The sequence below is a fragment of the Edwardsiella anguillarum ET080813 genome (genome assembly GCF_000264765.2).
Classification (GTDB): Bacteria; Pseudomonadota; Gammaproteobacteria; order Enterobacterales; family Enterobacteriaceae; genus Edwardsiella; species Edwardsiella anguillarum.
Genome location: NZ_CP006664.1, coordinates 2,912,170 through 2,936,278, shown reverse-complemented (window position 1 = coordinate 2,936,278; position 24,109 = coordinate 2,912,170). Strand labels below are relative to the sequence as shown.

25 protein-coding genes are annotated in these 24,109 nt (G+C 60.5%); 12 read left to right on the top strand and 13 right to left on the bottom strand.

Going from position 1 to position 24,109, the window contains the following annotated elements:
- Nucleotides 1-25: 25 nt before the first annotated feature.
- The 5 genes from ETEE_RS13220 (at nucleotide 26) to ETEE_RS13200 (ending at nucleotide 3,473) form a co-directional block, all read left to right on the top strand.
- On the top strand, nucleotides 26-811 hold the full coding sequence (locus ETEE_RS13220) for a DUF4198 domain-containing protein (RefSeq protein ID WP_034163684.1): 786 nt from the start codon (nucleotides 26-28) through the stop codon (nucleotides 809-811).
- 81 nt (nucleotides 812-892) lie between these two features.
- Nucleotides 893-1,375 carry a hypothetical protein gene (locus ETEE_RS13215; RefSeq protein WP_034163685.1) on the top strand — a complete coding sequence of 161 codons (483 nt, stop codon included), beginning with the start codon at nucleotides 893-895 and terminating at the stop codon, nucleotides 1,373-1,375.
- On the top strand, nucleotides 1,362-1,967 hold the full coding sequence (gene cbiM / locus ETEE_RS13210) for a cobalt transporter CbiM (protein ID WP_034163686.1): 606 nt from the start codon (nucleotides 1,362-1,364) through the stop codon (nucleotides 1,965-1,967). Before ETEE_RS13215 ends, cbiM begins: the two co-directional genes overlap by 14 nt.
- Complete coding sequence (locus tag ETEE_RS13205; protein ID WP_034163687.1) at nucleotides 1,967-2,740, top strand: energy-coupling factor transporter transmembrane component T; 774 nt, start codon at nucleotides 1,967-1,969, stop codon at nucleotides 2,738-2,740. The genes cbiM and ETEE_RS13205 overlap by 1 nt, the downstream gene beginning before the upstream one ends.
- A complete protein-coding gene (locus ETEE_RS13200; protein WP_049703730.1) occupies nucleotides 2,718-3,473 on the top strand; it encodes an energy-coupling factor ABC transporter ATP-binding protein in 756 nt (251 codons plus the stop codon). The genes ETEE_RS13205 and ETEE_RS13200 overlap by 23 nt, the downstream gene beginning before the upstream one ends.
- Here the strand turns inward: ETEE_RS13200 and thiI are convergent.
- Nucleotides 3,470-4,918 carry a tRNA uracil 4-sulfurtransferase ThiI gene (gene thiI / locus ETEE_RS13195; protein ID WP_034163688.1) on the bottom strand — a complete coding sequence of 483 codons (1,449 nt, stop codon included), beginning with the start codon at nucleotides 4,916-4,918 and terminating at the stop codon, nucleotides 3,470-3,472. The genes ETEE_RS13200 and thiI overlap by 4 nt on opposite strands.
- A gap of 213 nt (nucleotides 4,919-5,131) precedes the next feature.
- Between thiI and xseB the strand changes: the two genes are divergently transcribed.
- From xseB to dxs, 3 genes are all read left to right on the top strand, one after another.
- A complete protein-coding gene (gene xseB, locus ETEE_RS13190) occupies nucleotides 5,132-5,374 on the top strand; it encodes an exodeoxyribonuclease VII small subunit (RefSeq protein WP_034163689.1) in 243 nt (80 codons plus the stop codon).
- Between the two features lie 3 nt (nucleotides 5,375-5,377).
- A complete protein-coding gene (gene ispA, locus ETEE_RS13185; protein WP_034163690.1) occupies nucleotides 5,378-6,283 on the top strand; it encodes a (2E,6E)-farnesyl diphosphate synthase in 906 nt (301 codons plus the stop codon).
- 75 nt (nucleotides 6,284-6,358) lie between these two features.
- Complete coding sequence (dxs, locus tag ETEE_RS13180; RefSeq protein ID WP_034163692.1) at nucleotides 6,359-8,224, top strand: 1-deoxy-D-xylulose-5-phosphate synthase; 1,866 nt, start codon at nucleotides 6,359-6,361, stop codon at nucleotides 8,222-8,224.
- Between the two features lie 80 nt (nucleotides 8,225-8,304).
- Here dxs and pgpA read toward each other — a convergent pair whose 3' ends face one another.
- From pgpA to queA, 11 genes are all read right to left on the bottom strand, one after another.
- Nucleotides 8,305-8,814, bottom strand: coding sequence for a phosphatidylglycerophosphatase A (gene pgpA, locus ETEE_RS13175; protein WP_034163693.1), 510 nt, complete (start codon nucleotides 8,812-8,814; stop codon nucleotides 8,305-8,307).
- The gene (gene thiL / locus ETEE_RS13170) at nucleotides 8,807-9,778 is read right to left on the bottom strand and encodes a thiamine-phosphate kinase (RefSeq protein ID WP_034163695.1); all 972 of its coding nucleotides are present in this window, start codon (nucleotides 9,776-9,778) and stop codon (nucleotides 8,807-8,809) included. Before thiL ends, pgpA begins: the two co-directional genes overlap by 8 nt.
- Nucleotides 9,779-9,887: 109 nt before the next feature.
- On the bottom strand, nucleotides 9,888-10,307 hold the full coding sequence (gene nusB, locus ETEE_RS13165; protein WP_012847840.1) for a transcription antitermination factor NusB: 420 nt from the start codon (nucleotides 10,305-10,307) through the stop codon (nucleotides 9,888-9,890).
- Between the two features lie 21 nt (nucleotides 10,308-10,328).
- Nucleotides 10,329-10,799, bottom strand: coding sequence for a 6,7-dimethyl-8-ribityllumazine synthase (gene ribH, locus ETEE_RS13160; protein ID WP_012847839.1), 471 nt, complete (start codon nucleotides 10,797-10,799; stop codon nucleotides 10,329-10,331).
- A 153-nt stretch (nucleotides 10,800-10,952) separates the two neighbouring features.
- Nucleotides 10,953-12,074 carry a bifunctional diaminohydroxyphosphoribosylaminopyrimidine deaminase/5-amino-6-(5-phosphoribosylamino)uracil reductase RibD gene (ribD, locus tag ETEE_RS13155; protein ID WP_095666560.1) on the bottom strand — a complete coding sequence of 374 codons (1,122 nt, stop codon included), beginning with the start codon at nucleotides 12,072-12,074 and terminating at the stop codon, nucleotides 10,953-10,955.
- A gap of 22 nt (nucleotides 12,075-12,096) precedes the next feature.
- The gene (nrdR, locus tag ETEE_RS13150) at nucleotides 12,097-12,546 is read right to left on the bottom strand and encodes a transcriptional regulator NrdR (protein WP_034163697.1); all 450 of its coding nucleotides are present in this window, start codon (nucleotides 12,544-12,546) and stop codon (nucleotides 12,097-12,099) included.
- A 295-nt stretch (nucleotides 12,547-12,841) separates the two neighbouring features.
- On the bottom strand, nucleotides 12,842-13,810 hold the full coding sequence (gene secF / locus ETEE_RS13145; protein ID WP_034163698.1) for a protein translocase subunit SecF: 969 nt from the start codon (nucleotides 13,808-13,810) through the stop codon (nucleotides 12,842-12,844).
- Between the two features lie 11 nt (nucleotides 13,811-13,821).
- On the bottom strand, nucleotides 13,822-15,678 hold the full coding sequence (gene secD / locus ETEE_RS13140) for a protein translocase subunit SecD (protein WP_071844197.1): 1,857 nt from the start codon (nucleotides 15,676-15,678) through the stop codon (nucleotides 13,822-13,824).
- A 27-nt stretch (nucleotides 15,679-15,705) separates the two neighbouring features.
- On the bottom strand, nucleotides 15,706-16,038 hold the full coding sequence (yajC, locus tag ETEE_RS13135) for a preprotein translocase subunit YajC (RefSeq protein WP_034163700.1): 333 nt from the start codon (nucleotides 16,036-16,038) through the stop codon (nucleotides 15,706-15,708).
- 140 nt (nucleotides 16,039-16,178) lie between these two features.
- Nucleotides 16,179-17,318 (bottom strand): tRNA guanosine(34) transglycosylase Tgt, encoded by a 1,140-nt coding sequence (tgt, locus tag ETEE_RS13130; protein ID WP_034163702.1) that lies wholly within the window; start codon nucleotides 17,316-17,318, stop codon nucleotides 16,179-16,181.
- Between the two features lie 147 nt (nucleotides 17,319-17,465).
- Nucleotides 17,466-18,539 carry a tRNA preQ1(34) S-adenosylmethionine ribosyltransferase-isomerase QueA gene (gene queA, locus ETEE_RS13125; RefSeq protein WP_034163703.1) on the bottom strand — a complete coding sequence of 358 codons (1,074 nt, stop codon included), beginning with the start codon at nucleotides 18,537-18,539 and terminating at the stop codon, nucleotides 17,466-17,468.
- 239 nt (nucleotides 18,540-18,778) lie between these two features.
- On the opposite strand from queA, the gene ETEE_RS13120 reads away from it, so the two are divergent.
- Both ETEE_RS13120 and ETEE_RS13115 read left to right on the top strand, forming a co-directional pair.
- Nucleotides 18,779-19,360, top strand: coding sequence for an ACP phosphodiesterase (locus ETEE_RS13120; protein WP_034163821.1), 582 nt, complete (start codon nucleotides 18,779-18,781; stop codon nucleotides 19,358-19,360).
- 260 nt (nucleotides 19,361-19,620) lie between these two features.
- Nucleotides 19,621-20,223, top strand: coding sequence for a peroxiredoxin C (locus tag ETEE_RS13115; protein ID WP_034163704.1), 603 nt, complete (start codon nucleotides 19,621-19,623; stop codon nucleotides 20,221-20,223).
- Between the two features lie 54 nt (nucleotides 20,224-20,277).
- On the opposite strand, the gene malZ is transcribed toward ETEE_RS13115, so the two are convergent.
- On the bottom strand, nucleotides 20,278-22,068 hold the full coding sequence (gene malZ, locus ETEE_RS13110; RefSeq protein WP_034163705.1) for a maltodextrin glucosidase: 1,791 nt from the start codon (nucleotides 22,066-22,068) through the stop codon (nucleotides 20,278-20,280).
- A 287-nt stretch (nucleotides 22,069-22,355) separates the two neighbouring features.
- On the opposite strand from malZ, the gene ETEE_RS13105 reads away from it, so the two are divergent.
- Entirely contained in the window at nucleotides 22,356-23,633 is a 1,278-nt protein-coding gene (locus ETEE_RS13105; protein WP_034163706.1) for a mechanosensitive ion channel family protein, read from the top strand.
- 131 nt (nucleotides 23,634-23,764) lie between these two features.
- Complete coding sequence (locus tag ETEE_RS13100; protein WP_034163708.1) at nucleotides 23,765-24,031, top strand: hypothetical protein; 267 nt, start codon at nucleotides 23,765-23,767, stop codon at nucleotides 24,029-24,031.
- The last annotated feature ends 78 nt before the right edge of the window (nucleotides 24,032-24,109 follow it).

The following is a 24,109-nucleotide window of genomic DNA, read 5'->3' as shown; positions in this document are numbered from 1 at the left end:
TCAACAAGACGTAAGGGAGGTTACTATGCTAGCTAAACCCATGCACTTACTTATTCCCTTAGGACTGCTATTGATTCTGAATACAGCCTCCGCTCACGAGTTTCTGATTAAGCCAGAGAAGAGCCAACTGAGCGCCGGTGAGTCTGTCCGCATCGAGGCAATCTCCTCCCATATATTTATGGTGAATGAAGAAATGGAGAATCTTAGCGATGTCACCCTCGCCTTGTATCAAGGTGGAGTGAGTACTCCTCTTCCTCTGCATGAACAGCCACAGCACAATACCCTTGATGCCCAAGTCATCTTGCCACAAGCAGGAAGTGCGCTGCTGGTTGGCCACCGCCTACCGCAGATCTGGTGTGAAACTACCGAAGGTATGTTACCCGGCGATCGTGCCACCCTAGAAGCACAGGGGAAAAAAGTCATCAGCGTTAACCGCTATGAAAAGTTCGCCAAGACCCTACTCAACCCCACCCCTGGAGATACCACTTACCAGCAGGTATTAGGACAGAAACTGGAGTTAATCCTACTCACCAATCCTGCCGACATTAAAGGAAACGGAAAAGTAAAAGTTCAATCATTATTAGATGGCCAACCACTACAGAGCACTATCAACATTACTTACGATGGTTATTCCCAAGAATATAAGACATATCTAGCCAATCAACAAAGTGATTCACAAGGGATCGCCGAATTTACCATTACACAACCCGGGCTATGGTTGTTACATGCCGGGATAACGCAGTCACAATCCCAATCAGATATTAATAAACATGATTTACGGGCAACTCTGGTCTTTCCTATCGCAGAATAAAAATTACCATCAGTTGAATTAACGACGTGACGTTCTCCAGCGGAGTTATGACCGGCAACAGGGCAGAGGAGGTAAATTATCATGCGTTCTATCGCAATCTGGATGTTACTCCCCCTATTGGGGGCGCTGGTCGCGCCGGTTGGTGCACATAGCGTGCTAGTGCGCGATCTGAGCAGCGATCAGGCGCAAGTGGTACAGTTCGGCTATTCCACCGGTGACGCCGCCCCCTTCGCCCAGATCAAACTCTATGCACCCGATAATGCCACCACCGAATATCAGAACGGACGTACCGATCGCCTGGGGCGCTTCGCCTTCGTCCCCAACCAGAGTGGTGAATGGCGTCTGGAGATGCGCGACGGTATGGGACATGCGCTCAATCACCCCCTTAAAGTGACACAACAGGCGGTCAAAGCGGAGCCCCAACCGCTAAATGGCGGCCTCTTCTCCCGCTTCTCCATGCCGTTACGCGCGCTACTCGGCGTTAGCTTACTCATTAATATCTACGCCGCCGTCGGCTATATGACGCGTCACCATGGGCGGAAAAACACACATGCACATCAGTGAAGGGATCTTAACGCTACCGGTGATCTTTTCCGGCTGGGGGTGTAGCGCGCTACTGGCAATGCTGGCGCTGCGGCACACCTCTACGCAACAGCTACCGCGTATCGCCGTCCTGAGCAGCGCTTTCTTTCTGGCCTCGTTGGTACGCATCCCTCTGGGGGCCAGCTCGATACACTTCACTCTGCTCGGCGTTATGGGGATCATCCTCGGCTGGAGCGCTTTTCCCGCCATCTTCATCGCCCTGGCACTACAGGCGATACTCTTTCAATTCGGTGGCCTCTTGTCGCTCGGGGTCAATGCCAGCGTCATGGGCGGCGCAGCGCTACTGGGCTGCCTGCCACTGACTCCTGGGTTGCGACGCCCCGGCCGGCTGGCGTCTGGCATCGCCTTTCTCTGCGGTGCCTTACCCATCGTCATCGCTGCCGTACTCATCTATCTGGCACTCACCTGGAGCCACGCCACCCTTGCCTCAACGGCCACGCTACTGTTCATCGCCAATCTACCGCTGGCGCTGCTGGAGGGAGGGATCACCCTGTTTGCCTTTCTGTTCCTGAAGCGGGTCGCTCCCGAACTGCTCACCGGTAGCCTCCGCTAATGTTCTCTTTTAACGCCCCTCGATCCACGCTCTCGGCCAAGCCACGCTATGGCTGGGATCCACGTTGCCGGCTCGGTGGCGCGCTGTTAGTCAGCGCTGGCGTAGTACAGAGCCTCACCCCACAATTCGTCGCCGTTTGGGGTGCCCTGGCCGCACTCGCTCTGCTGCTCACCCCACTGCCGCGGGGCGCCTATCGTGCCTTTATTCCTTTAAATATCTTGATGCTATTTCTCTGGCTCACCCTACCCTTTAGCGTCGCAGGCGCTAGCTGGCCCCCAGGACTAGCGGTACCATTACATCCAGGCATCACACTCGCATGGCTGTTGACCCTCAAATCCAACGTATCACTGGCATTCCTACTCTTCTTTTGTGCCGGGCTCGATACCACAACATTAGGTGCCGCATTGCAGGGGATGCGCGTACCGGCCAACACCGTCTCGCTGCTGCTACTCACCTTCCGCCACCTCAGCACCTTAGCGCGCTATCTACGTGCCAGCCTGCAAGCCTTGCAGCTGCGCGCGCCGGCGCGTCAGCGTCTAACGTTACGCACCAGGATGTGGATCTACGCCTGTATGCTCGGCTCCGTACTGGTCTACGCCACTCGCCATGCAGAGGATGTTCGCCTCGCCCTGTGCTGCAAACCCGCAATGCCGCGCTACGACATCCGCCGACATCTGCATTGGCGCCGGCGCGACAGCATGACGCTCGCCCTGATCCTCTTGACACTGCTGTTATTCATAGGAGGAGAACGTGTCTATCTTGCTCCAGGTTGAACACCTCACCGTCGCCTATCAAGCATTACCGGTGCTACGTAATGTCAACCTGACTATTCACCATGGAGAAAAGGTCGCCCTGATTGGTGCCAACGGCAGCGGCAAGTCGTCACTGTTGCTACACCTGTGCGGCTGCTTGACCCCTAGAGCAGGAAGTATCAAGGTGGAGGGGATCTCCTGCATCGGCCAGCCCCGGCGCGCGGGGCAACGCCTAGGCCTGTTGTTCCAGCGCCAAGAGTGTCAGTTGATTCTGCCATCGCTGCGTGAGGAATTAGCGCTGTCGATCGGTGACAGTCCGCTGAGTGAGGTGGCACATCAACAGCGGATCCAACAGATCGCCACCACCTTCGGCCTTCTGCCGCTACTCGATCGGCCGCCCCATCACCTGTCGGGCGGCGAACAGCAACGCGCGGCGCTAGCCACATTATTGATCGCGGATCCAGCTCTACTCCTGTTGGATGAGCCCAGCGCGGCGCTCGATCCGCAGGCACGTCGTACCTTGATCCATCATTTGAATAGCCTGAATAGCGCCCTGCTGCTCGCCACCCACGATCTCGATTTGGCCCTACAGACGACCCAACGAACGCTGGTGCTCTGCAGTGGACGTATTGCAGCCCAAGGCGCGACGGCGCAGATCCTGCGTGATGAGACGCTGCTGGAGGCGTATGGGTTGACGTTGCCGCTCAGCCTGCAAGCGAGGCTGGACGGCAACATAGAGGAGAGAAGCGCTTAAGGCCGGTAAACGCGTACGTTGTCGTAGCCCTGCTCTTTCAGATACAGCGCCTGCAGACGGCTCATCACCCCGCGATCGCAGTACAGCACATAGCGGCGGCGCTGATCCAGATCGCCGAAGGCGTTGGCCAGCTTATAAAACGGCAGGCATACCACCTCGCTGTCCGCCAGCTGCAACGGCTTCGCCTCCTGCTCATCCGGCGCGCGGATATCCAGCACCACATCGCCCTGCTCCAGCGACGCGATGGTCTCGACCTCCACCACCTCGGCCTCGGTCTGACGCGCGATATCGCGGATATCCAGCGTCTGCGCCTCATCGACCACCCGCTCCAGGATCGCGAAATCGAAGTGGGTCTCCTCCGCCTCGATCTTCGCCTTCACCGCCTTCACGGTCGGGCTCTTGGAGATCACCCCGCAGAACTCCGGCATGGTCTTGGCGAAGTCCTCGGTACCGATCTGGCGCGCCAAGCGGATGATATGCTCTTTGTCGTGGGCGATCAGCGGGCGCAGTACCAGCGTATCGCTCACGCCGTCGATCAGACGCAGGTTGGTCAGGGTCTGGCTGGAGACTTGTCCCAGCGCCTCCCCGGTCACCAGCGCCTGAATGCCGTAGCGCTCGGCGACCCGAGACGCGGCGCGCACCATCATGCGCTTCAGCACCACGCCCATCTGGCCGTCGTCCACCTTCTCCAGGATCTCGCCGACCACCGGTGCAAAGTCGATGGCGACAAAGCGCACCCGGTGTGAGCTGCCGAACCGGTTCCATAGGTAGTGCGCCACCTGTTTTACGCCGATTTCATGCGCCGAGCCGCCCAGGTTGAAGAAGCAGTAGTGCACCCGGCAGCCGCGGCGCATCAGCATGTAGCTGGAAACCCCGGAGTCAAAGCCGCCGGAGATCAGCGACAGAACATCCTCCTGGGTACCGATGGGGTAGCCCCCTTGGCCCTCAAAGCGACCGCGCACCAGTAGCAGGCGATCGTCTTCAATCTCCAGGTTAACCGTCACCTCGGGGTGATTCAGACGAACCCGGGCGCTGGGGATATTCTGATTCAGGCCGCCGCCGACATAGCGCTCCACCTCAATCGAGGTGAATTCGTGCTTACCACGCCGCTTCACGCGTACGCAGAAGGTTTTCTCTTCTAGCTGTTCGCGGTACATCGCCAGCGTCTGCTCAAAGATGTCGTGCATGTCGGTGTAGGGATGATCCTCCACCTCTAAAATGTGATGAATACCCGGGATCCGGGTTAAGGCATCGCGAACCAGGTCGCGGCGGCTTTCCTCTTTGGCCCGAACTTCGATATGATCCCAATGGCGCGTTACCGCCACATCTTCAACCAACGGTTTCAACACGTTGCGGATATTCCCGGTCAGGATTTTAATAAAGCGCAGGCGTACGGACTGGCTTTTGATGGTGATTTCCGGGAATAATTTAATGATAAACTTCATGGCGGTCGTGGCTAATAGTCGTCGAGATATGCGTTAAAAGGGCTTACACTGCACGGGCGCGCTTTCTGTAGAATGCAGCGCCGTGCCGAGCACAGGGCGCGCAGTATACCACTAAGTTAGCCAAAACGGTGCGAACATGTACGCCGGCAGATGCAGAATCTTGCCGAGCCACGGACCCGTCCGCCGTTTTGCCAGCAACCAAGTAAAGAGAATATGGCCAAGAAAGCACCCGCCGCACCGGCATTTGAACAGGCACTTAGCGAACTGGAACAGATAGTGGTACGCCTCGAGTCCGGCGATCTGCCGCTGGAGGAGGCGCTCAGCGAGTTCGAGCGCGGCGTCCGCCTGGCCCGCCAGGGACAGCAGACCCTGCAGCAGGCAGAACAGCGCGTTAAAATCCTGCTCAGCGACGATCAGGATGCCCCGCTATCGCCTTTCAATGCGGAACAAGAGTAAGCCATGGCGTCTTTTGAACAACAGATGAAAACCTGCCGCCAGCGGGCGGATGCGGCGCTGATCCAGGCGCTGGATACCCTGCCCTTTGCCGACGGACCGCTGGTGGGCGCCATGCGCTACGGCACCCTGCTGGGCGGCAAGCGCCTGCGCCCCTATCTGGTGTACGCCACCGGAGGCCTGTTTGGCTGCTCGCCGACGGCGCTGGACGCACCGGCCGCCGCCGTTGAGTGCATTCACGCCTACTCGCTGCTGCACGACGATCTACCCGCGATGGACGATGACGATCTGCGCCGCGGCCAGCCGACCTGCCATATCAAGTTTGGCGAGGCCCATGCCATACTGGCCGGCGACGCGCTGCAGACCCTGGCCTTTTCCATTCTGGCCGATGGCCCGATGCCCGGCGTAGCCGATCGCGACCGGCTACAGATGCTGAGCGAGCTGGCCCACGCCAGCGGCGTCGCCGGCATGTGCGGTGGTCAGGCGCTCGATCTGGAGGCAGAAGGGCGACACGTGGCGCTGGCGGCGCTGGAACAGATCCATCGCCATAAAACCGGGGCGCTGATCCGCTGTGCGGTGCGCATGGGAGCCCTGGCCGGCGGTGATGCCGGACGGAGCGCCCTGCCGGCCCTTGACCGCTACGCCGCCGCCATCGGTCTGGCGTTCCAGGTACAGGATGACATTTTGGATGTGGTGGGCGACAGCAGCAAAACCGGCAAGCGCCAGGGGGCGGATCAGCAGCTGGACAAGAGCACCTATCCAGCCCTGCTCGGCCTGGATCAGGCGCGGCAGAAGGCTGCGATGCTGCTGGACGAGGCGCTGCAGGCGCTGGCAGAGCTTGAACAATGCCACAACCTGGATACGCAGGCGCTAAAATCCTTAGCCAGTTTTATCGTTGAGCGCGATAATTAACGCCATAATAACAATTTCCGTCGGCCTGTGCGCACGACGGGCGTTGTCACACGAATACGCAGACATGAGCCGCTAATGAGTTTTGATATTGCCAAATACCCAACGCTGGCGCTGGTGCAGGATCCCGACGATCTGCGCCTGTTGCCCAAAGAGAGTTTGCCGACGCTGTGCGATGAGCTGCGCCAGTATCTGCTGAACAGCGTCAGCCGCTCCAGCGGGCACTTCGCCTCCGGCCTGGGGGCCGTCGAGCTGACCGTGGCACTGCACTATGTCTATAACACGCCGTTCGACTCGCTGATCTGGGACGTCGGTCATCAGGCCTACCCGCACAAGATCCTGACCGGGCGGCGCGACCGCATCGCCACCATCCGCCAGAAGGGCGGGCTGCATCCGTTCCCCTGGCGGGACGAGAGCGAATATGACGTGCTGAGCGTCGGCCACTCGTCGACCTCCATCAGCGCCGGGCTGGGCATGGCCGTCGCCGCCGAGCGCGAAGGGCTGGGCCGCCGTACCGTCTGCGTCATCGGCGATGGCGCCATGACCGCGGGGATGGCCTTTGAGGCCATGAATCACGCCGGCGATATCAAGGCCGATATGCTGGTGGTGCTGAACGACAATGAAATGTCGATCTCCGAAAACGTCGGCGCCCTGAACAACCACCTGGCCCAGCTGCTCTCCGGCAAGCTGTACGCCAGCCTGCGCGAAGGCGGCAAGAAAGTCCTTTCCGGGCTACCGCCGATCAAAGAACTGGTCAAGCGTACCGAAGAGCATCTCAAAGGCATGGTTGTGCCGGGCACCCTGTTCGAGGAGCTGGGCTTTAACTATATCGGCCCGGTGGATGGCCATGATGTGCAGGCGCTGGTCGCCACCCTGAAGAACATGCGCGGCCTGAAGGGCCCGCAGCTGCTGCATATCATGACCAAAAAGGGCAAGGGCTACGCCCCGGCGGAAAAGGATCCCATCAGCTGGCACGCGGTACCCAAGTTCGACCCGGCCTCTGGAACCCTGCCCAAAAGCAGCGGAACCCTGCCGACCTACTCCAAGATTTTCGGCGATTGGCTGTGTGAAACAGCGCTCAATGATGAAAAGCTGATGGGGATCACCCCGGCGATGCGCGAGGGCTCCGGGATGGTGCGCTTCTCCCGCGAATACCCGCAGCAGTTCTTCGACGTTGCGATCGCCGAACAGCACGCCGTTACCTTTGGCGCAGGGCTGGCCATTGGCGGCTATCATCCGGTGGTCGCAATCTATTCCAGTTTCCTGCAGCGAGCCTACGATCAGGTGATCCACGACGTCGCCATCCAGCGGCTGCCGGTGCTGTTCGCCATCGACCGCGGCGGGATCGTCGGCGCCGACGGACAGACCCATCAGGGGGCCTTTGATCTCTCGTTCCTGCGCTGCATCCCCAATCTGGTGATCATGACCCCGAGCGATGAGAACGAATGCCGTCAAATGCTGCAGACCGGCTATGAATACCGCGAGGGGCCCTCGGCGGTGCGCTATCCGCGCGGCACCGGCACCGGCGTACCGCTGACGCCGCCGCAGGCCCTGCCGATCGGTAAGGGCGTCCTGCGCCGCCGCGGCGAGCGCATCGCTATCCTCAACTTCGGCACCCTGCTGCCGCAGGCGCTGGAGGCCGCCGAGCGTCTGAACGCCAGCGTCGCCGACATGCGCTTTGTTAAACCGCTGGATGACGCGCTGGTGCGCAGCCTGGCCGAGCAGCACGACTACCTGGTCACCCTGGAGGAGAACGCCGTCATGGGCGGCGCCGGCAGCGGCGTCAATGAGCTGCTGATGCAGCTACGCCTGCCGCGACCGGTGCTCAACATCGGCCTGCAGGACAGCTTTGTTCCCCAGGGCAGCCAGGAGGAGATCCGCCGCGATCTGCAGCTGGACGCCGACGGCATCCTCGCGCAGCTGGAGGCCTGGCTGGCGTGTTAACGCCCGCCACTAGCTGACAAAAAGGGGCCGCGCTGCGGCCCCTTTGTTACCTCATCCGACGCGTCGCGTCAGCCGCTGACTCAGCGTATGCCATAGTACCCGGCCAGCCACAGCAGCAGCGCCGACAGCACCCCGGCGACGATGTCATCGACCATAATGCCCCAGCCGCCGTGCACGTTGCGGTCAAACCAGCGGATAGGCCAGGGTTTCCACATGTCCAGTACCCGAAAGATCACCAGCCCGGCCAGCACCCAGCGCCACTCCAGCGCCGGCACCGCCATCAGGGTGATCCACATACCGACAAACTCATCCCACACGATACTGCCGTGATCGTGTACCCCCATATCACGCGCGGTGCGGTGACACTGGTAGGTGCCGAGCGCAATGCTCAGCAGCAGAACCACGATATACAGCGACAGCGGCAGCTGCACGAGCAGCAGCCAGAACGGGATGGCGGCGATCGATCCCATGGTACCGGGCACCAGCGGGCTCAGACCGCTGCCAAACCCGGTCGCCAGCAGGTGCCAGGGATTCCCCATCCGCAGACGCGCCTTGGCCGCCCGCTGCTGTTGCTTCGTCGTTTTAGCCAAAGTGATCGAACCCCTGTATATCCAGCGTCACCTGACGATCCCCGCGCCACAGGCATATGCCCTCCGACGCCGGCGCCATCTGCCCGATGCAGGTATAGCGGCACCCCAGCTGGGCGAGCGCCATATCCAGCGCGCCGCGGTACATCTCCGGCACGGTGAAGCACAGTTCATAGTCTTCGCCGCCGCCCAGCGCCCAGTTCTGACAGGTTTCGGCGTCGGCGTGGCGCATCAGCTCCGCCGACAGCGGCAGCTTATCCAGGTACAGATGGGCCCCGCAGTCGCTGGCCTTAAGGATGTGGCCCAGATCGGCGATCAGCCCGTCGGAAATATCGATGGCGGCGCTGGCCAGATCGCGCAGCGCCTGCCCCTGCAGCACCCGCGGCTGCGGGCGCAGGTGGCGCCCGAGCAGATAGCGCCGATCGGCCTCATCGGCCACCGTCAGACGCGCTTGCAGCAGCGCTAGCCCCGCGGCGCTGTCGCCCAGCGTCCCGGTGACATAGATCCAGTCGCCCACCCGGGCACCGCTGCGCAGCAGCGCCCGGCCGGCCGGCACCAATCCTTGAACGGTATAGGTCAGGCTCAACGGGCCGCGGGTTGTGTCTCCCCCGATCAGCTGCATGCCGTAGTAGTCTAACTGCTCAAACAGGGCATCGCTGAAAGCCTGCAGCCAGGGTTCATCCACCGCGGGCAGGGTCAGCGCCAGCGATACCCAGGCAGGATCGGCGCCCATCGCCGCCAAATCGCTGATGTTTACCGCCAGGGATTTATAGCCGAGATCGGCCGGATCAATCTCTGGCAAGAAATGAATGCCGCTGACCAGCGTATCGCTGCTGACGGCCACCCACTGTTTTTCCGACACCGACAGCAGCGCACAGTCATCGCCGATACCACGCTGGACATCGTGTCGCGGGGTGCACCGACGGTTAAAGTAACGGGCTATCAGATCAAATTCACCGTGTGCCATAGCTTGTTTCCTGCGATCGGGCCGGTCGCACAGCCGAAAAAAAGGCCGGAAAACCGGCCTGTTGCGTAGCTGTCAGGCCCCATAAGGCCGAGCGGACGACCCGCGATAATTATTTACGGTTCGGACGCACCTGCGGTGCAACCTTATCCAATACGCCGTTGACAAACTTGTGGCTGTCTTCGGCGCCAAAGGTTTTTGCCAGCTCAATGCCTTCATTGATGGCCACTTTATAAGGGACATCCTGACGCTTGCTCAGCTCATAGATGGACACGCGCAGGATAGCTCTCTCAACCTGTCCCAGCTCCTCCAGCTGACGTGACAGCACGGGTGCCATCAGGCCATCCAGATAGTCCGCATTGCTTGCCACACCGGACAACAGCTCACGGAAATAGTTAACGTCAACATCTTTCACGTCCTGCTCTGACAGAAACTGGTATTCGACATCGGCGATGTCGTTTTTAGAGATCTGCCAAGAGTAGAGTGCCTGGACAGCACACTCACGGGCGCGGCGACGGGCAGCAGGTTTCACGGAATTCCCCTTACTAATAAATCAGGCTTTAATGGCTTTAAGTACATTGATCATTTCGAGCGCGGTCAGCGCGGCTTCCGCACCTTTGTTACCCGCTTTGGTCCCAGCACGATCAATGGCTTGTTCGATGGTTTCGGTGGTCAGCACGCCAAAGGCGACCGGTACGTCGGTATTCAGCGCGACGCTGGCCAGGCCGGAGCTGCACTCACCGGCAACGAATTCAAAATGGGCGGTACCGCCGCGGATCACGGTACCCAGCGCCACGACGGCGTCGTAACGGCCAGAGGACGCCAGTGCGCGAACGGTCAGCGGCAGCTCGTAGGCGCCCGGCACCCACACTACGGTAATATTTTCGTCAGAAACCTGACCAATACGCTTCAGCGCGTCGATCGCCCCTTCCAGCAAACTGTCATTGATGAAATGATTAAAGCGCGCGATCGCGATGGCAACACGCGCTTGGGGAGCAGCAACAACGCCTTGAATCGTTTTCATACGGTTTCCTTAACATACGTCAGTTATACCCCGCAGGGGGGCGGATTCTATCATACTCTTTGCGCTTCTGCTCAGATCCATTGTCATTTCGGCGGCCGCGCCCAGCCGAACGCGACGTCAGCGCTCACGCGCTGTCGGGCGGGATGACGCCGCCTAGACCATGCGTAGCGTCAGACGCAAATCGTTGCCGACCCGAGTGACGTCGCTAAACGTCAGGGCCGGGGCATCGCCCAGGCGATCCAGCCCAGGCAGGTGACACAGTCCGCGCGCCGCATCACCCAACAGCATCGGCGCCAGATAAACAATCAGCTCATCGACCAGTCCAGCCTGCAGCAGGGCGCCGGCCAGGCGTGGCCCGGCCTCGACCCACACGCTGTTCAGCTGCATTTTACCCAGCTGCATCATCAGCAGCACCAGATCTAGCCCCTCGCCGTGGCGCGGTACCGCCAGCTGGCTCACCGTCGACGGCCAGGCCTGCATATCGGGGTCAACCCGCGCCAGCAGGGTCTCGCCGGGCTGTGTTATCAGCCGATGCTGCGGCGTTACCCGGTTATGGCTGTCCACGATCACCCGCAGCGGCTGGCGCAGGTGTTCACGCGGATACAGGCGCTGGGTCTCTTCATCCAGTGACGCCCAGCGCACCGTCAGCGCCGGATCGTCCGCCAGCACCGTCGCGCTGCTGCTTAAAATCGCCGAGCTCTGCGCCCGGTAGCGCTGGACGTCGGCGCGAGCGTCGGCAGAGGTGATCCACTGGCTTTCGCCGGAGGCCATCGCGGTACGCCCGTCAAGCGAGGCGCCCAGCTTCAGCTGTACATAGGGAAAACCGGTGCGCATCCGCTTCAGAAAGCCTTTATTGATGGCTTCAGCCTCGGCCAGCATCAATCCGTGGCGCACGCTAATCCCCGCCTGCTGCAGGCGGAATAGCCCCCGGCCGGCCACGTGGGGGTTTGGGTCTTGCATCGCCGCGACCACCCGGCTAACGCCGGCGGCCACCAGCGCGTCAGCACAGGGAGGCGTACGGCCATGATGGCTGCACGGCTCCAGGGTGACATAGGCCGTCGCGCCGCGGGCCTGCTCTCCGGCCATCCGCAGAGCGTGGACCTCGGCATGGGGCTCTCCGGCGCGCAGATGAAACCCTTCGCCCACGATGCGATCGTCGCGCACCAGTACGCAGCCGACGTTAGGGTTAGGGGTAGTGGTAAAACGACCACGGCGCGCCAGCTCAAAGGCGCGCGCCATGTAAAATTCATCGGAATGGGCTGCAGACATCATCATCACGGTTCCTACGCTGAATGTGCTACTCCTGCAAGCGGGCGATCTCTTCACCGAACTCCCGCACATCCTCAAAGCTGCGATATACGGATGCAAAGCGGATATAGGCCACCTTATCCAGCTTCTTCAGCGCATCCATCACCAGGTTACCGACCATCTTGGTCGCGACCTCGCGCTCGCCGGTGGCGCGCAGCTGAGATTTAATATGGCTGATGGCCATCTCGACATCATCGGAGTTCACCGGGCGCTTCTCCAGCGCTTTCAGCATGCCGCTGCGCAGCTTCTCCTCGTTGAAGGGCTCCCGCACACCGTTGCTCTTGACCACCCGGGGCATCACCAGTTCGGCCACTTCAAAGGTGGTAAATCGTTCATTGCAAACCAGACACTGGCGACGGCGGCGCACCTGCGAGCCATCGCCCACCAGACGCGAATCAATGACCTTGGTATCGACAGCGGAACAAAACGGACAGTGCATAACTCTTCCTGGACGGCTTCGGGGTCGCCATAGTGTACCCCCAACCTCGCCGACAACAAAGGGAGAGGGCCCTTCGTTTGCCGGGAAAATCACACAACCGCACGATAAAACGCATATTTCGCCGGCTATATCCCCCAATCCTCTAAAACTACTGTTCAGTGGGGGTATAAACCCCCGCCAGCTACCGCCTTTACACCAATAATTGCGCTACAGACATAAAAAAATCCGCCATTACGGTCTGTAATGGCGGATTTGTTCCGTCTGCGCGACCGCCCTTGGCGGCCATTCGCATCGCTTATGGCAGCAGCGAAGGCTGATCGGCGCCCTCTTTCTCCACTTTCTGCTGCAGCATGTGCTCACGCTTCATGCCCAGCTTCAGCGCCAGCGCCGAGGCGACATAGATAGACGACACGGTACCGATGGAGACCCCGATCAGCATCGTCAGTGAGAAGCCTTTCAGCATCGCGCCACCGAAGATGTAGAGACAGAGCACTACCACCAAGGTCGTCGCCGAGGTCATGATGGTACGGCTCAGGGTCTGCGTCAGCGAAACGTTCACGATCTCATAAGGCGTACCGCGACGGATCTTACGGAAGTTTTCGCGGATACGGTCAGAGACCACGATACTGTCGTTGAGCGAGTAGCCGATAACCGACATCAGCGATGCCACGATGGTCAGATCGATCTCGATGTGGAACAACGACAGCACCCCGAGCGTGATCACCACGTCGTGCGCCAGCGCCAGCACCGCACCGAGTGCCAGACGCCACTCGAAGCGGAAGCCGACGTAGATCAGGATACTGATCAGCGCCACCAGCAGCGCCATGCCGCCGGCCTGCGCCAGATCGCTGCCCACGCTCGGACCGACGAACTCGATACGCTTAACGGAGGCATTGCCATCGATGACCTGCTCGACCACTGCCACGATCCGGTTACCCAGCTCCTGACCCTCGTTGCCGCTAATCGGCGCCATGCGGATCATGATGTCGCGGCTGCTGCCGAAGTTCTGCACCACCGGCTCGTCAAAGCCTGACTTCACCAGAGCGGCACGCATCGCATTGAGATCCGGTGCTTTCTCCACCGTCAGCTCAATCACCGTCCCGCCGGTGAAGTCCAGGCCCCAGTTGAAGCCCTTCACGTACATCACCAGACAGGAAGCCAGCAGCAGCAGCCCGGAAAGCGTGAAGGCAACGTAATCCCAGCGCATAAAGTCAATGACCTTACGCCCATGGTTAAGTTGTTCAACGGTATAATCTTGTGCCATTCCCTAACCCCTTAGATAGACAGCTTGTTGATGCGCTTGCCGCCGTACAGCAGGTTGACAATGGCGCGGGTACCGACAATGGCGGTAAACATCGAGGTCGCCACACCGATAGCGGTGGTGATGGCAAAGCCCTTGATGGAGCCGGTGCCCACGGCGTACAGGATCACTGCGGTAATCAGCGTGGTCACGTTGGCATCGATAATACTGGAAAACGCGCCTTTGTAGCCCTCATGGATCGCCTGCTGGACGGTTCGCCCGTTGCGCAGCTCCTCCTTGATACGCTCGTTTATCAGTACGTTGGCGTCAACCGCTACCGCAAGGGTTAGCACGATCCCCGCAATGCCCGGCATGGTCAGCGTGGCCCCCGGCAGCAGCGACATAATCCCGACGATCATCACCAGGTTAGCCAACAGCGCAGTGGTCGCGATCAGACCGAACTTCTTGTAGAACACCACCATGAAGACGATGGAGGCGACCAGGCCCCACAGGCAGGCTTCCAGCCCCTGCTCAATGTTCTGCATCCCCAGGGTTGGGCCGATAGTCCGCTCTTCCACGATCTGGATCGGCGCAATCAGCGCGCCGGCGCGCAGCAGCAGAGAGAGCTGACGGGCCTCAGCCGGGTTATCGATGCCGGTAATCCGGAAGCTGTTACCCAGGCGTGACTGGATCGTCGCCACGTTGATCACCTCTTCCTGTTTCTCCAGGATCGGCTTGCCGCTGGCGTCTTTCTTGCCGCTGTCCTTATATTCCACAAACAGGGTCGCCATCGGCTTGCCGATATTGTCCTTGGTGAAGTTAGACATGGCGCTGCCGCCGGCGCTGTCGAGGGAGATATTAACCTGCGGACGGTTAAACTCATCCTGGCTGGAGGTGGAGTCAGTGATGTGGTCACCGGTCAGGATCACCCGCTTGTACAGCACCACCGGGCGGCCGTCACGGGTATATTTGACCTCGGAGTCACCTGGCACGCGACCGCTGGCGGCGGCCTGTGCATCCACGTTGCTGTTGACCAGACGGAACTCCAGCGTCGCGGTCGCGCCCAGAATTTCCTTGGCGCGCGCCGTGTCCTGGATACCCGGCAGCTCAACCACGATACGATCGGCGCCCTGGCGCTGTACCAGCGGTTCGGCAACGCCCAGCTGGTTCACGCGGTTACGCAGGATATTGATGTTCTGCTGCACCGCATACTCACGGGCCTCACGCAGGCGATCGTCCGTCATCACCGCTTTCAACGCCGTATCACCGGCGTTGCTGAAGACCAGATCGCGGTGGCGCGGAGAGAGGTAATCGCTGGCCGCATCGCGGGCGGCGGCGTCACGGAAGCTGATCTCCACGCCTCCGCTGGCGGGATCGGGCAGCTTACGGATGGTAGAGTAAGGAATGCCTTTGTCACGCAGATCGCTACGCAGGGTATCCATGGTCTGTTCCTGCAGCTTGCTCAGCGCAGTATCCATGTCCACCTGCATCAGGAAATGCACGCCGCCGCGCAGGTCAAGACCCAGCTTCATCGGCTCGGCGCCGACCATCGCCAGCCACTTCGGGGTAGCCGGTGCCAGGTTGAGTGCGACGACATATTTATCACCCAGCGTATCGACCAGCGCTTCGCGCGCCCGCAGCTGAATGTCGGTATCAGTAAAGCGTGCCAGAATGGCACCATTTTCCAGCGCAATGGATTTGCTGGGGATATGCTGTTTTTCAAGCACATCACGGACTTGGACCAGTGTTGACTCACTGGCGGCGACACCGCGCGCGCCAGTGATTTGAACAGCCGGATCCTCGCCATAAAGGTTAGGGAGCGCATACAACAGACCGATGACCAGCGCCACGATCAGCATGATGTACTTCCACAAAGGATAACGGTTTAACACGGCAGTTCCCTTAGGGAAAATCGAAAATTACAGCGCTTTCATCGTACCTTTCGGCAGGACGGCGGTCACGAAATCGCGTTTGATGATCACTTCGGTAGTGTCATTGAGCGCAATGGCGATATAGCCGGTGTCGGCCACTTTAACCACGCGGCCAATCAGACCACCGTTGGTCAGCACCTCATCACCCTTGCTGATGGACTCCATCAGTTTTTTATGTTCCTTGGCACGTTTTTGCTGCGGGCGCAGGATCATAAAATAGAAAATCAGGCCGAAGACGACCAGCATGATCACCAGAGAGTACGGACTGCCCTGCGCCGGAGCCCCTGCAGATGCAACAGCGTCAGAAATGAATAAACTCATCGAAATATCCCTCATTAATTACTATAGATAGCAACAACACACTGCCAAAGCACAGTAAGTGCATTAAACCGGCCAGGATCCATTTCCCGACCGGCCTAACCTTTCTACGCTGCCGCCCTTAACGCCGCACGACGGCGGGATCAGGACGCGGCGTCGGCTGCGCCCAGCGGCGGAACCGTACGACCTCGGCGACCATAAAAATCAGCCGCAAAGCGCTCTAATTTACCTTCCTCGATAGCCTGGCGTAAAGCCGCCATCAAACGCTGATAGTAACGCAGGTTGTGGATGGTGTTTAAACGGGCACCCAGAATTTCGTTACAACGGTCGAGATGATGCAAGTAGGCGCGGCTATAATTGCGACAGGTGTAACAATCGCACTCGGGATCCAGCGCAGCGGTATCCTCTTTGTATTTCGCATTGCGAATTTTTACCACCCCGCCGGTGACGAAAAGATGGCCGTTGCGCGCGTTGCGCGTCGGCATGACGCAGTCGAACATGTCGATGCCGCGCCGCACCCCTTCCACCAGATCCTCCGGCTTGCCGACGCCCATCAGGTAACGCGGCTTATCCTGCGGGATCATCGGGCAGACATGCTCCAGAATACGGTGCATATCCTCTTTGGGCTCACCTACCGCCAGGCCGCCCACAGCGTAACCATCAAAGCCGATCTCTACCAGCCCTTTTAATGATACATCTCGTAAATCTTCGTAAACGCTGCCCTGAATAATTCCGAACAGCGCATTCTGGTTACCCAGCTCATCAAAACGCTGACGGCTGCGTTTAGCCCAGCGCAGCGACATCTCCATGGAGCGCTTGGCGTAGTCCCAGTCCGCCGGATAGGGGGTGCACTCATCGAAGATCATCACGATGTCCGATCCCAGGTCGTACTGGATCTCCATCGATTTTTCCGGGCTCAGGAACACCGGAGAGCCGTTGATCGGATTACGGAAGTAGACCCCCTCCTCCTTGATCTTGCGCATCGCTCCCAGGCTGAACACCTGGAAACCGCCGGAGTCCGTCAGGATCGGCCCCGGCCACTGCATAAAGTCATGCAGATCGCCGTGCAGCTTCATGATCTCCTGACCCGGGCGCAGCCACAGGTGGAAGGTATTACCCAGCAGGATCTGGGCACCGGTCTGGGCCACCTCTTCCGGCGTCATGCCTTTTACCGTGCCGTAGGTCCCTACCGGCATAAACGCCGGCGTCTCAACGACGCCGCGTTCAAAAATCAGGCGGCCGCGCCGGGCGCGTCCATCGGTGCTGACTAATTCGTACTTCACTCAAACCTCCGTCATCAGAAAAACAGTCTGATGGTGTCATGCCCTACCGGCGCACCCGACGCGGCGGGAAACCGGCCCCCGACGGCGTTAGCCGCCGTAATCGGGCGAAAAATGGCCCACCGCTTACGCCGGCGGGCCGCGTAAAAATCAGGCTGAAACCACCTGCTCCTGTTCAGCCTGCGGGTTACGGGTAATATACATGGCATCCCCGTAGCTAAAGAAACGGTATTGCCGCGCCACCGCGTCGCGATAGGCGTCCAGCGTGTGGCGATACCCGGCAAACGCGGAGACCAGCATGATCAGCGTGGACTCCGGCAGGTGGAAGTTGGTAATCAGAGCATCAATTACCTGATAGTGATAGCCCGGATAGATAAAGATTTGCGTATCGTCAAAGAAGGGGGCGATAAGCGCCTGCTTACTGGCCGCCGCCGCGCTCTCCAGCGAACGAACGGAGGTGGTGCCGACCGCGATCACCCGATTGCCGCGCGCCTTACAGGCCAGGACGGCATCGACAACCTCCTGCGGAACCTCGGCGTATTCGGAGTGCATGATGTGATCTTCAATGCTCTCAACCCGCACCGGCTGAAAGGTGCCTGCGCCGACGTGCAGGGTCACAAAGGCCATCTCAACCCCTTTGTCGCGCAGTTTGTCCAGCAGCGGCTGATCGAAGTGCAGACCCGCGGTCGGCGCCGCCACGGCGCCGGGGCGTGAGCTATATACGGTCTGATACAGCTCGCGATCCGCCTCCTCATCCGGGCGGTCGATGTACGGCGGCAGCGGCATATGGCCGGCCGCATTGAGGATGGTCAACACATCGCGCGGATCGTCAAACCCCAGCTCAAACAGGGCATCGTGGCGGGCCAGCATGGTGGCGCGGATATCCTCGTTATCCCCCAGCAGCAGCTCAGCGCCCGGCTTGGGCGCCTTGGACGCTCGCACGTGCGCCAACACCCGGGCGCGATCCAGTACGCGCTCGACCAGCACCTCGACCTTACCGCCGCTGGCCTTGCGGCCAAACAGACGCGCCGGGATCACCCGGGTGTTGTTGAACACCAGCAGATCGCCCGGATTGAGCTTATCGACGATATCCGTAAACACCCCGTGCTCCCGCGCGCCCGTCGGACCATCCAGCGACAGCAGGCGACAGCCGCTGCGTTGTTCCTGGGGATAGCGGGCAATCAGTTCATCGGGCAGTTCAAAGGTAAAGTCGGACACTCGCATGGTTTGGTTTCACTATATGATTGACGGTAATACGCAGAAGAAAAACGGCTTAGTCTAGAGCCGCCGACGAGAGGCTGCAACCGCAGATGCCGCCCGGCGGCAAATTAGGCGCTTTTCCGCGCGCGGCGGCGGGGCCCTCCGGGGTACGGGGCTCCCAGGACGGCCGGGATCATGCGGCCCGGCGCCGCGCATCGGCGCAGACGCTGGCTCTGCGCTGCGCGCTCCCGTATACTCAGCGGATGAATTTTCTCGCCCACCTTCACCTGGCCGCGCTAGCGGACAGTTCGCTGCTCGGCAACCTGCTGGCCGACTTTGTCCGCGGCGATCCAAAGCCCTACTATAATGCCGACGTCTGCGCCGGAATCCGCATGCACCGCCGCGTCGATAGCATGACCGATAGCCTGCCGCAGGTTCGCGCCGCCCGCGCCTGGTTTGGCGACGACTATCGACGAGTCGCTCCGATCACCCTGGATATCGTCTGGGACCATTTTCTAGCCCGCCACTGGTCAACGCTGGAGCCGCAGCGGCCGCTGCCCGACTTTATCGCCCACGCCAGCGCCGCTATCCTGCCCCATCTCGAGGGAACCCCGCCGCGCTTTCGCACGATGAACCAACACCTGTGGCAAGAGCGCTGGCTGCAGCGCTATGCCGAACTGCCGTTTATCGCCAGGGTGCTCAGCGGCATGGCGCAGCGCCGTCCCCGGCTGGCGGCGCTGAGCGGATCGTTCAGCGATATCGAACGTCACTACGATCGTCTGGAGGCGCAGTTCTGGCACTTCTATCCCCAGATGATGCGCCAGGCGTACGCCAAGGCGCTGTAGCGCCTGCGCAATATGTTCCCAAACGCGCATTTTCATAACAATATGGGCACATAAAGGGTGGCTAAAATCGTATTTTACGCTATGGTTTTGACATCTCATCGGCGGTGATGGCCATTTTTTGGTCATTATTCGTAACAATTGATTGGCATTGACTATCATATTGATTGGCGCTTCACGCTTTATTTACAAACGACAACTTCGTATAGTTAGCGCCAGATAAAGATTCGATAACCTACTGAATACTATTAACGGGAGTTATTATGGTCCTGGTTTCTCGTCAAGCCCCCGACTTTACCGCTGCCGCCGTGATGGGTAACGGTGAAATCGTTGATAAATTCAACTTCAAAGCGTTCACTCAGGGTAAACCGACCGTGGTTTTCTTCTGGCCGATGGACTTTACCTTCGTTTGTCCGTCTGAGCTGATCGCCTTCGATCACCGCTACAGCGAGTTCCAAGCGCGCGGCGTGGAAGTGGTCGGCGTCTCCATGGACTCCGAGTTTGTTCACAACGCCTGGCGTAAGACCCCGGTGGATAAGGGCGGTATCGGCGAAGTACAGTACCCGCTGGTTGCCGACGTTAAGCACGAAATCATGCGCGCTTACGGCATCGAACACCCAGAAGAGGGCGTAGCGCTGCGCGGCTCTTTCCTGATCGACAAAGATGGCATCGTACGTCACCAGGTGGTCAACGATCTGCCGCTGGGCCGTAACGTTGATGAAATGCTGCGCATGGTCGACGCCATGCAGTTCCACGAAGAGCACGGCGACGTCTGCCCGGCCCAGTGGGAAAAAGGTAAAGCAGGCATGGGCGCCTCTCCGGACGGCGTTGCCAAGTACCTGACTGAAAACGCCGCTAAGCTGTAATCGTTTATCCTGCGCCCAAAAAAGCGACCCACGGGTCGCTTTTTTTATGCCCGCTCACCCCTTCAGTACCCACACGCTGGCGCTCTCGGCGGGAAGCCTCAGCGCCAGGGTCTCCGCCCCGGCCTCCAGGCATCCGGCGCCGCACAGCGCACGCCACGCCCCCGTCGGCAGCAGCGGCGTGCAGGGCAACCGCACCTCGCCCTCGCCGGTACGCTGGATAGCCACCAGCACCGACTGCCGCTCCAGCCGGCGGATAAACAACAGCGTTTCGCCATCGGCATAGATGACCTGACAGGCGCCGCGGCGCAGCGCGGCGTGTCGGCGACGCATCTGCGCCAGCTGACGGCACAGGCTGTGCAGCGCACTGTCCCACTGCGCAGGATCCCAGGGAAACGGCGCCCGGCAGTAGGGATCGTTCTCCCCCGCCAGGCCAATCTCGTCGCCATAGTACAGGCAGGGCGCCCCGATCCAGGTAAATAGCCAGGTCAACGCCAGCATCATCCGCTGACGGTTTCCCCGTAGCAGGGTAATAAAACGGGCGGTATCGTGGCTGTCCAGCTGGTTAAACTGACACAGCTGCTGCGTCTGACTCAGACCGGCGCGATATGACTCCATCCATTCAGCGCACTGGGCCGCGCTGAGCCGGATGGGCTGGTAGGCGACGTCCACGCCGGCGAGAAACGCGCGCAGCGGTAGGGCAAAGCCCATATAGTTCATGGCGCCGTCCTCCACCCCAGCCTGCAACCAGCGGCGCGCGTCGCCAAAGTGCTCGCCCAGCACGTAGGCCTGGGGATTTTCGGCCTTCACCGCCCGGTACATCTCCGCCAGATGATGCAGGTTGCCCCGGGTGCCGCCCGCTTCGCCCAGCATGTGGATGACGTCCAGCCGCCAGCCGTCAATGGCATAGGGCGGGCGCAGCCAATAGCGCATCACGCTGTCATCCGCCCGATAGATGCTGTCGATCACCCGTGGGCTGGCATAGTCCAGCTTGGGCAGGGAAGCCTCTCCCTTCCAGCCCAGCGCCCGTCCGTCGGCGTCAAAGCTGTAGCGTTCACGCTGCGGCGACGCGGGGTGGTGGCAGGCGCCCTCCTCACCGCGCCGCGGGCGATCGAACCAGCGGTGGGTGTCGCCGGTATGATTGAATACGCCGTCCAGCAGCAGGCGGATACCCGCCTGGGCGGTGGCCTGACGCAGCCGGATCAGCGCCGGATCGCCCCCCAGCCCCGCATCCACCCGATAATAGTCGGCGGTATCATACTTATGGTTGCTCGGCGCGCTGAAGATGGGGTTCAGGTAGAGCGCGGTAATCCCCAGCGCCCGGAGATAGGGTAGCCGCGCGGTGACGCCATCCAGATCGCCGCCGTAGAACGTGTGGGCATCCGCCGTATCGTCCAGCGGCGTCGCCCAGTCGCGCCAGCCCGGGGCCGGCGCCGTCTCCGCCGCGGCGCTGCGGGCGAAGCGATCGGGAAAAATTTGGTAAAACACCTGGTCGGCAACCCACTCGGGATAGGGCGACGGTATGCTGACGGCGAACTGCATCTCCTGACCCGGCGGCGTCTCCCGCAACCCCAGGGGCGTGAACCAGCGCTGACGATCGGCCCACAGCAGCTTAAAACAGTAGCGCCGCAGCGGTTCGCCCTCCCGCAGCGAAAGGCGGCCCCGGTAGCACACGCCCGCGCGGCACCGGTAACGGCGCATCGGCAGCAGCCACTCCTCATTGTCCGGTTCACAGCGCAGCAGCACCCGCTGCGGCAGATCCTCACCCGCCAGTAGCAGCGTCACCACCAGATCGTCTCCGCGGCGACGCACATAGGGCGCGACCGGCAGATGCCAGGCATTGAACATGATTCCCTTCCTTCATTCAGCAAGATACCGCGATCATGACACTGCCCAGCGTGGCCGCGCCTCCCCTATCGCGCTATTTTAGGGGGATGAGCGCGGGGGATGAGGCGATACCCGCGCCAGATTTTTTGTAAGTCAGTGTCAAATAAAGAGAAAACCGGTTGACTGCTCGCCTGCAGCCGTTAGCCTATCACAGGGTCGCCCGCCCTCGCCGCGCATCGACGCCGGGAGGGGCGCCGCGGCGCCCGTGACCACACGCAATGCATCACAAGAAAAATGAAGGAGCCTGCATGCAAAAAGTATTAATGCGCTGGCTGGAGCAGTTCGGTTTTGAGTTCACCCATGTGACCTCGCTGGTGATTGTTCTGGGACTGATTATTCTGACGGCGGCGATCATTCACCTGCTGCTGCACCGTCTGCTGCTCACCCGTCTGCAGGCGCGCGGTCTGCAGAGTGAGAACATGTGGATTAAGGCGCTGACCCAGCACAAGCTTTTCCACCGCCTGGCCTCGATGTTCCAGGGGATCATCGTCAATATTCAGGCCGTATTCTGGCTGCACCCCGGCACCGACGCCGGCTATGCGCTGATCGTCGCCGCCCAGCTGTGGATCCTGCTGTTCGCCCTGCTCTCCCTGTTCTCCCTGCTGGATATCCTGCTGGATCTCTCCCATCAGCTCGCCGTCGCCACGCAGCTACCGCTGCGCGGCATCTTTCAGGGCACCAAGCTGCTGGCGGCGATCCTTATCGGCATCCTGATGATTTCGCTGCTGATGGGGCAGTCACCGATCCTGCTGATCAGCGGCCTCGGCGCCATGGCGGCAGTATTGATGTTGGTGTTTAAAGATCCGATCCTGGGACTGGTCGCCGGGATCCAGCTATCGGCCAACGACATGCTGCACCTCGGCGACTGGCTGGAGATGCCCAAGTACGGCGCCGACGGGGCAGTCACCGACATCGGTCTGACCACCGTGAAGGTACGTAACTGGGACAATACCATCACCACCATCCCCACCTATGCCCTGGTATCCGATTCGTTTAAAAACTGGCGCGGCATGTCGGAGTCGGGGGGGCGCCGCATCAAGCGCAGCCTGAACATCGATACCACCAGCGTTCGCTTTCTCAACGATGACGATCTGGCCCGGCTGCGCCGCAGCGCGTTGCTACAGCCCTATCTGCACGACAAGAGCCTGGAGATTGCCAACGATAACCAGCGGCAGCATATCGATCTGGACTCGCCGCTCAACGGCCGTCGCATGACCAATCTGGGCACCCTACGCGCCTATCTGCAGGCCTATCTACTGCAGCACCCCCGTATCCGCAAGGACATGACCCTAATGGTGCGTCAGCTGGCGCCGACCTCCGATGGCCTGCCCATTGAGATCTACGCCTTCACCAATACCGTTATCTGGGCCGAATACGAGGGGATTCAAGCCGATATCTTCGATCACACCTTTGCCGTCATCGAGCAGTTTGGCCTGCGGATCCACCAGACGCCAACCGGTACGGACGTGCGCGCCATCGCGCAGCACCTGCCCCGAGACGACGGGGGTAACCTTACCCTCAGCTGACAGTTGCCGACGCAGATGTTTCGTGCCGTAACAAAGCGCCCCCATCTCTCTCACGATATGAATACGGGGTTCACGCCCCGCCGTGGCTAGGATACAAAGACAACGCACGTTTTTAACCGGGAGAATTTGCTTTGTTTACACGGCTACGCACACATCTGCTGCCGCTGCTGTCGGCCCTGATCCTGGTGGGCTGCCTGCACGGCGCCAGCGGCAACGGCGTCTCACCCGACGCCCTGCATGCCGCACAGCACTATGAAGAGATGATCAATACCCTGCACGACGTCCGCGATGCGCTGCGCCAGCGCAGCAACGGCGCCTGGCGCGATGAGCGGGAGGAGGCCCCGGCCGACCCCTTCACCGGTGTGAGCGAAGTCCGCGCCCGCCGTCGCCCTCACTGATACGATAGACGGAGCCCTTCTATAACGACAAACGGAGCCCTTAGGCTCCGTTTCTTTCTCTTGCGCTCAGCGTCGCGC

Excerpts from the sequence above, each read along its gene's own strand:
- ETEE_RS13220 (WP_034163684.1), top strand. The coding sequence starts at position 26 with ATGCTAGCTAAACCCATGCACTTACTTATTCCCTTAGGACTGCTATTG.
- ETEE_RS13215 (WP_034163685.1), top strand. The coding sequence starts at position 893 with ATGCGTTCTATCGCAATCTGGATGTTACTCCCCCTATTGGGGGCGCTG.
- cbiM (WP_034163686.1), top strand. The coding sequence starts at position 1,362 with ATGCACATCAGTGAAGGGATCTTAACGCTACCGGTGATCTTTTCCGGC.
- ETEE_RS13205 (WP_034163687.1), top strand. The coding sequence starts at position 1,967 with ATGTTCTCTTTTAACGCCCCTCGATCCACGCTCTCGGCCAAGCCACGC.
- thiI (WP_034163688.1), bottom strand. The coding sequence starts at position 4,918 with ATGAAGTTTATCATTAAATTATTCCCGGAAATCACCATCAAAAGCCAG.
- xseB (WP_034163689.1), top strand. The coding sequence starts at position 5,132 with ATGGCCAAGAAAGCACCCGCCGCACCGGCATTTGAACAGGCACTTAGC.
- ispA (WP_034163690.1), top strand. The coding sequence starts at position 5,378 with ATGGCGTCTTTTGAACAACAGATGAAAACCTGCCGCCAGCGGGCGGAT.
- dxs (WP_034163692.1), top strand. The coding sequence starts at position 6,359 with ATGAGTTTTGATATTGCCAAATACCCAACGCTGGCGCTGGTGCAGGAT.
- thiL (WP_034163695.1), bottom strand. The coding sequence starts at position 9,778 with ATGGCACACGGTGAATTTGATCTGATAGCCCGTTACTTTAACCGTCGG.
- ribH (WP_012847839.1), bottom strand. The coding sequence starts at position 10,799 with ATGAAAACGATTCAAGGCGTTGTTGCTGCTCCCCAAGCGCGTGTTGCC.
- ribD (WP_095666560.1), bottom strand. The coding sequence starts at position 12,074 with ATGATGATGTCTGCAGCCCATTCCGATGAATTTTACATGGCGCGCGCC.
- nrdR (WP_034163697.1), bottom strand. The coding sequence starts at position 12,546 with ATGCACTGTCCGTTTTGTTCCGCTGTCGATACCAAGGTCATTGATTCG.
- secF (WP_034163698.1), bottom strand. The coding sequence starts at position 13,810 with ATGGCACAAGATTATACCGTTGAACAACTTAACCATGGGCGTAAGGTC.
- yajC (WP_034163700.1), bottom strand. The coding sequence starts at position 16,038 with ATGAGTTTATTCATTTCTGACGCTGTTGCATCTGCAGGGGCTCCGGCG.
- queA (WP_034163703.1), bottom strand. The coding sequence starts at position 18,539 with ATGCGAGTGTCCGACTTTACCTTTGAACTGCCCGATGAACTGATTGCC.
- ETEE_RS13120 (WP_034163821.1), top strand. The coding sequence starts at position 18,779 with ATGAATTTTCTCGCCCACCTTCACCTGGCCGCGCTAGCGGACAGTTCG.
- ETEE_RS13115 (WP_034163704.1), top strand. The coding sequence starts at position 19,621 with ATGGTCCTGGTTTCTCGTCAAGCCCCCGACTTTACCGCTGCCGCCGTG.
- malZ (WP_034163705.1), bottom strand. The coding sequence starts at position 22,068 with ATGTTCAATGCCTGGCATCTGCCGGTCGCGCCCTATGTGCGTCGCCGC.
- ETEE_RS13105 (WP_034163706.1), top strand. The coding sequence starts at position 22,356 with ATGCAAAAAGTATTAATGCGCTGGCTGGAGCAGTTCGGTTTTGAGTTC.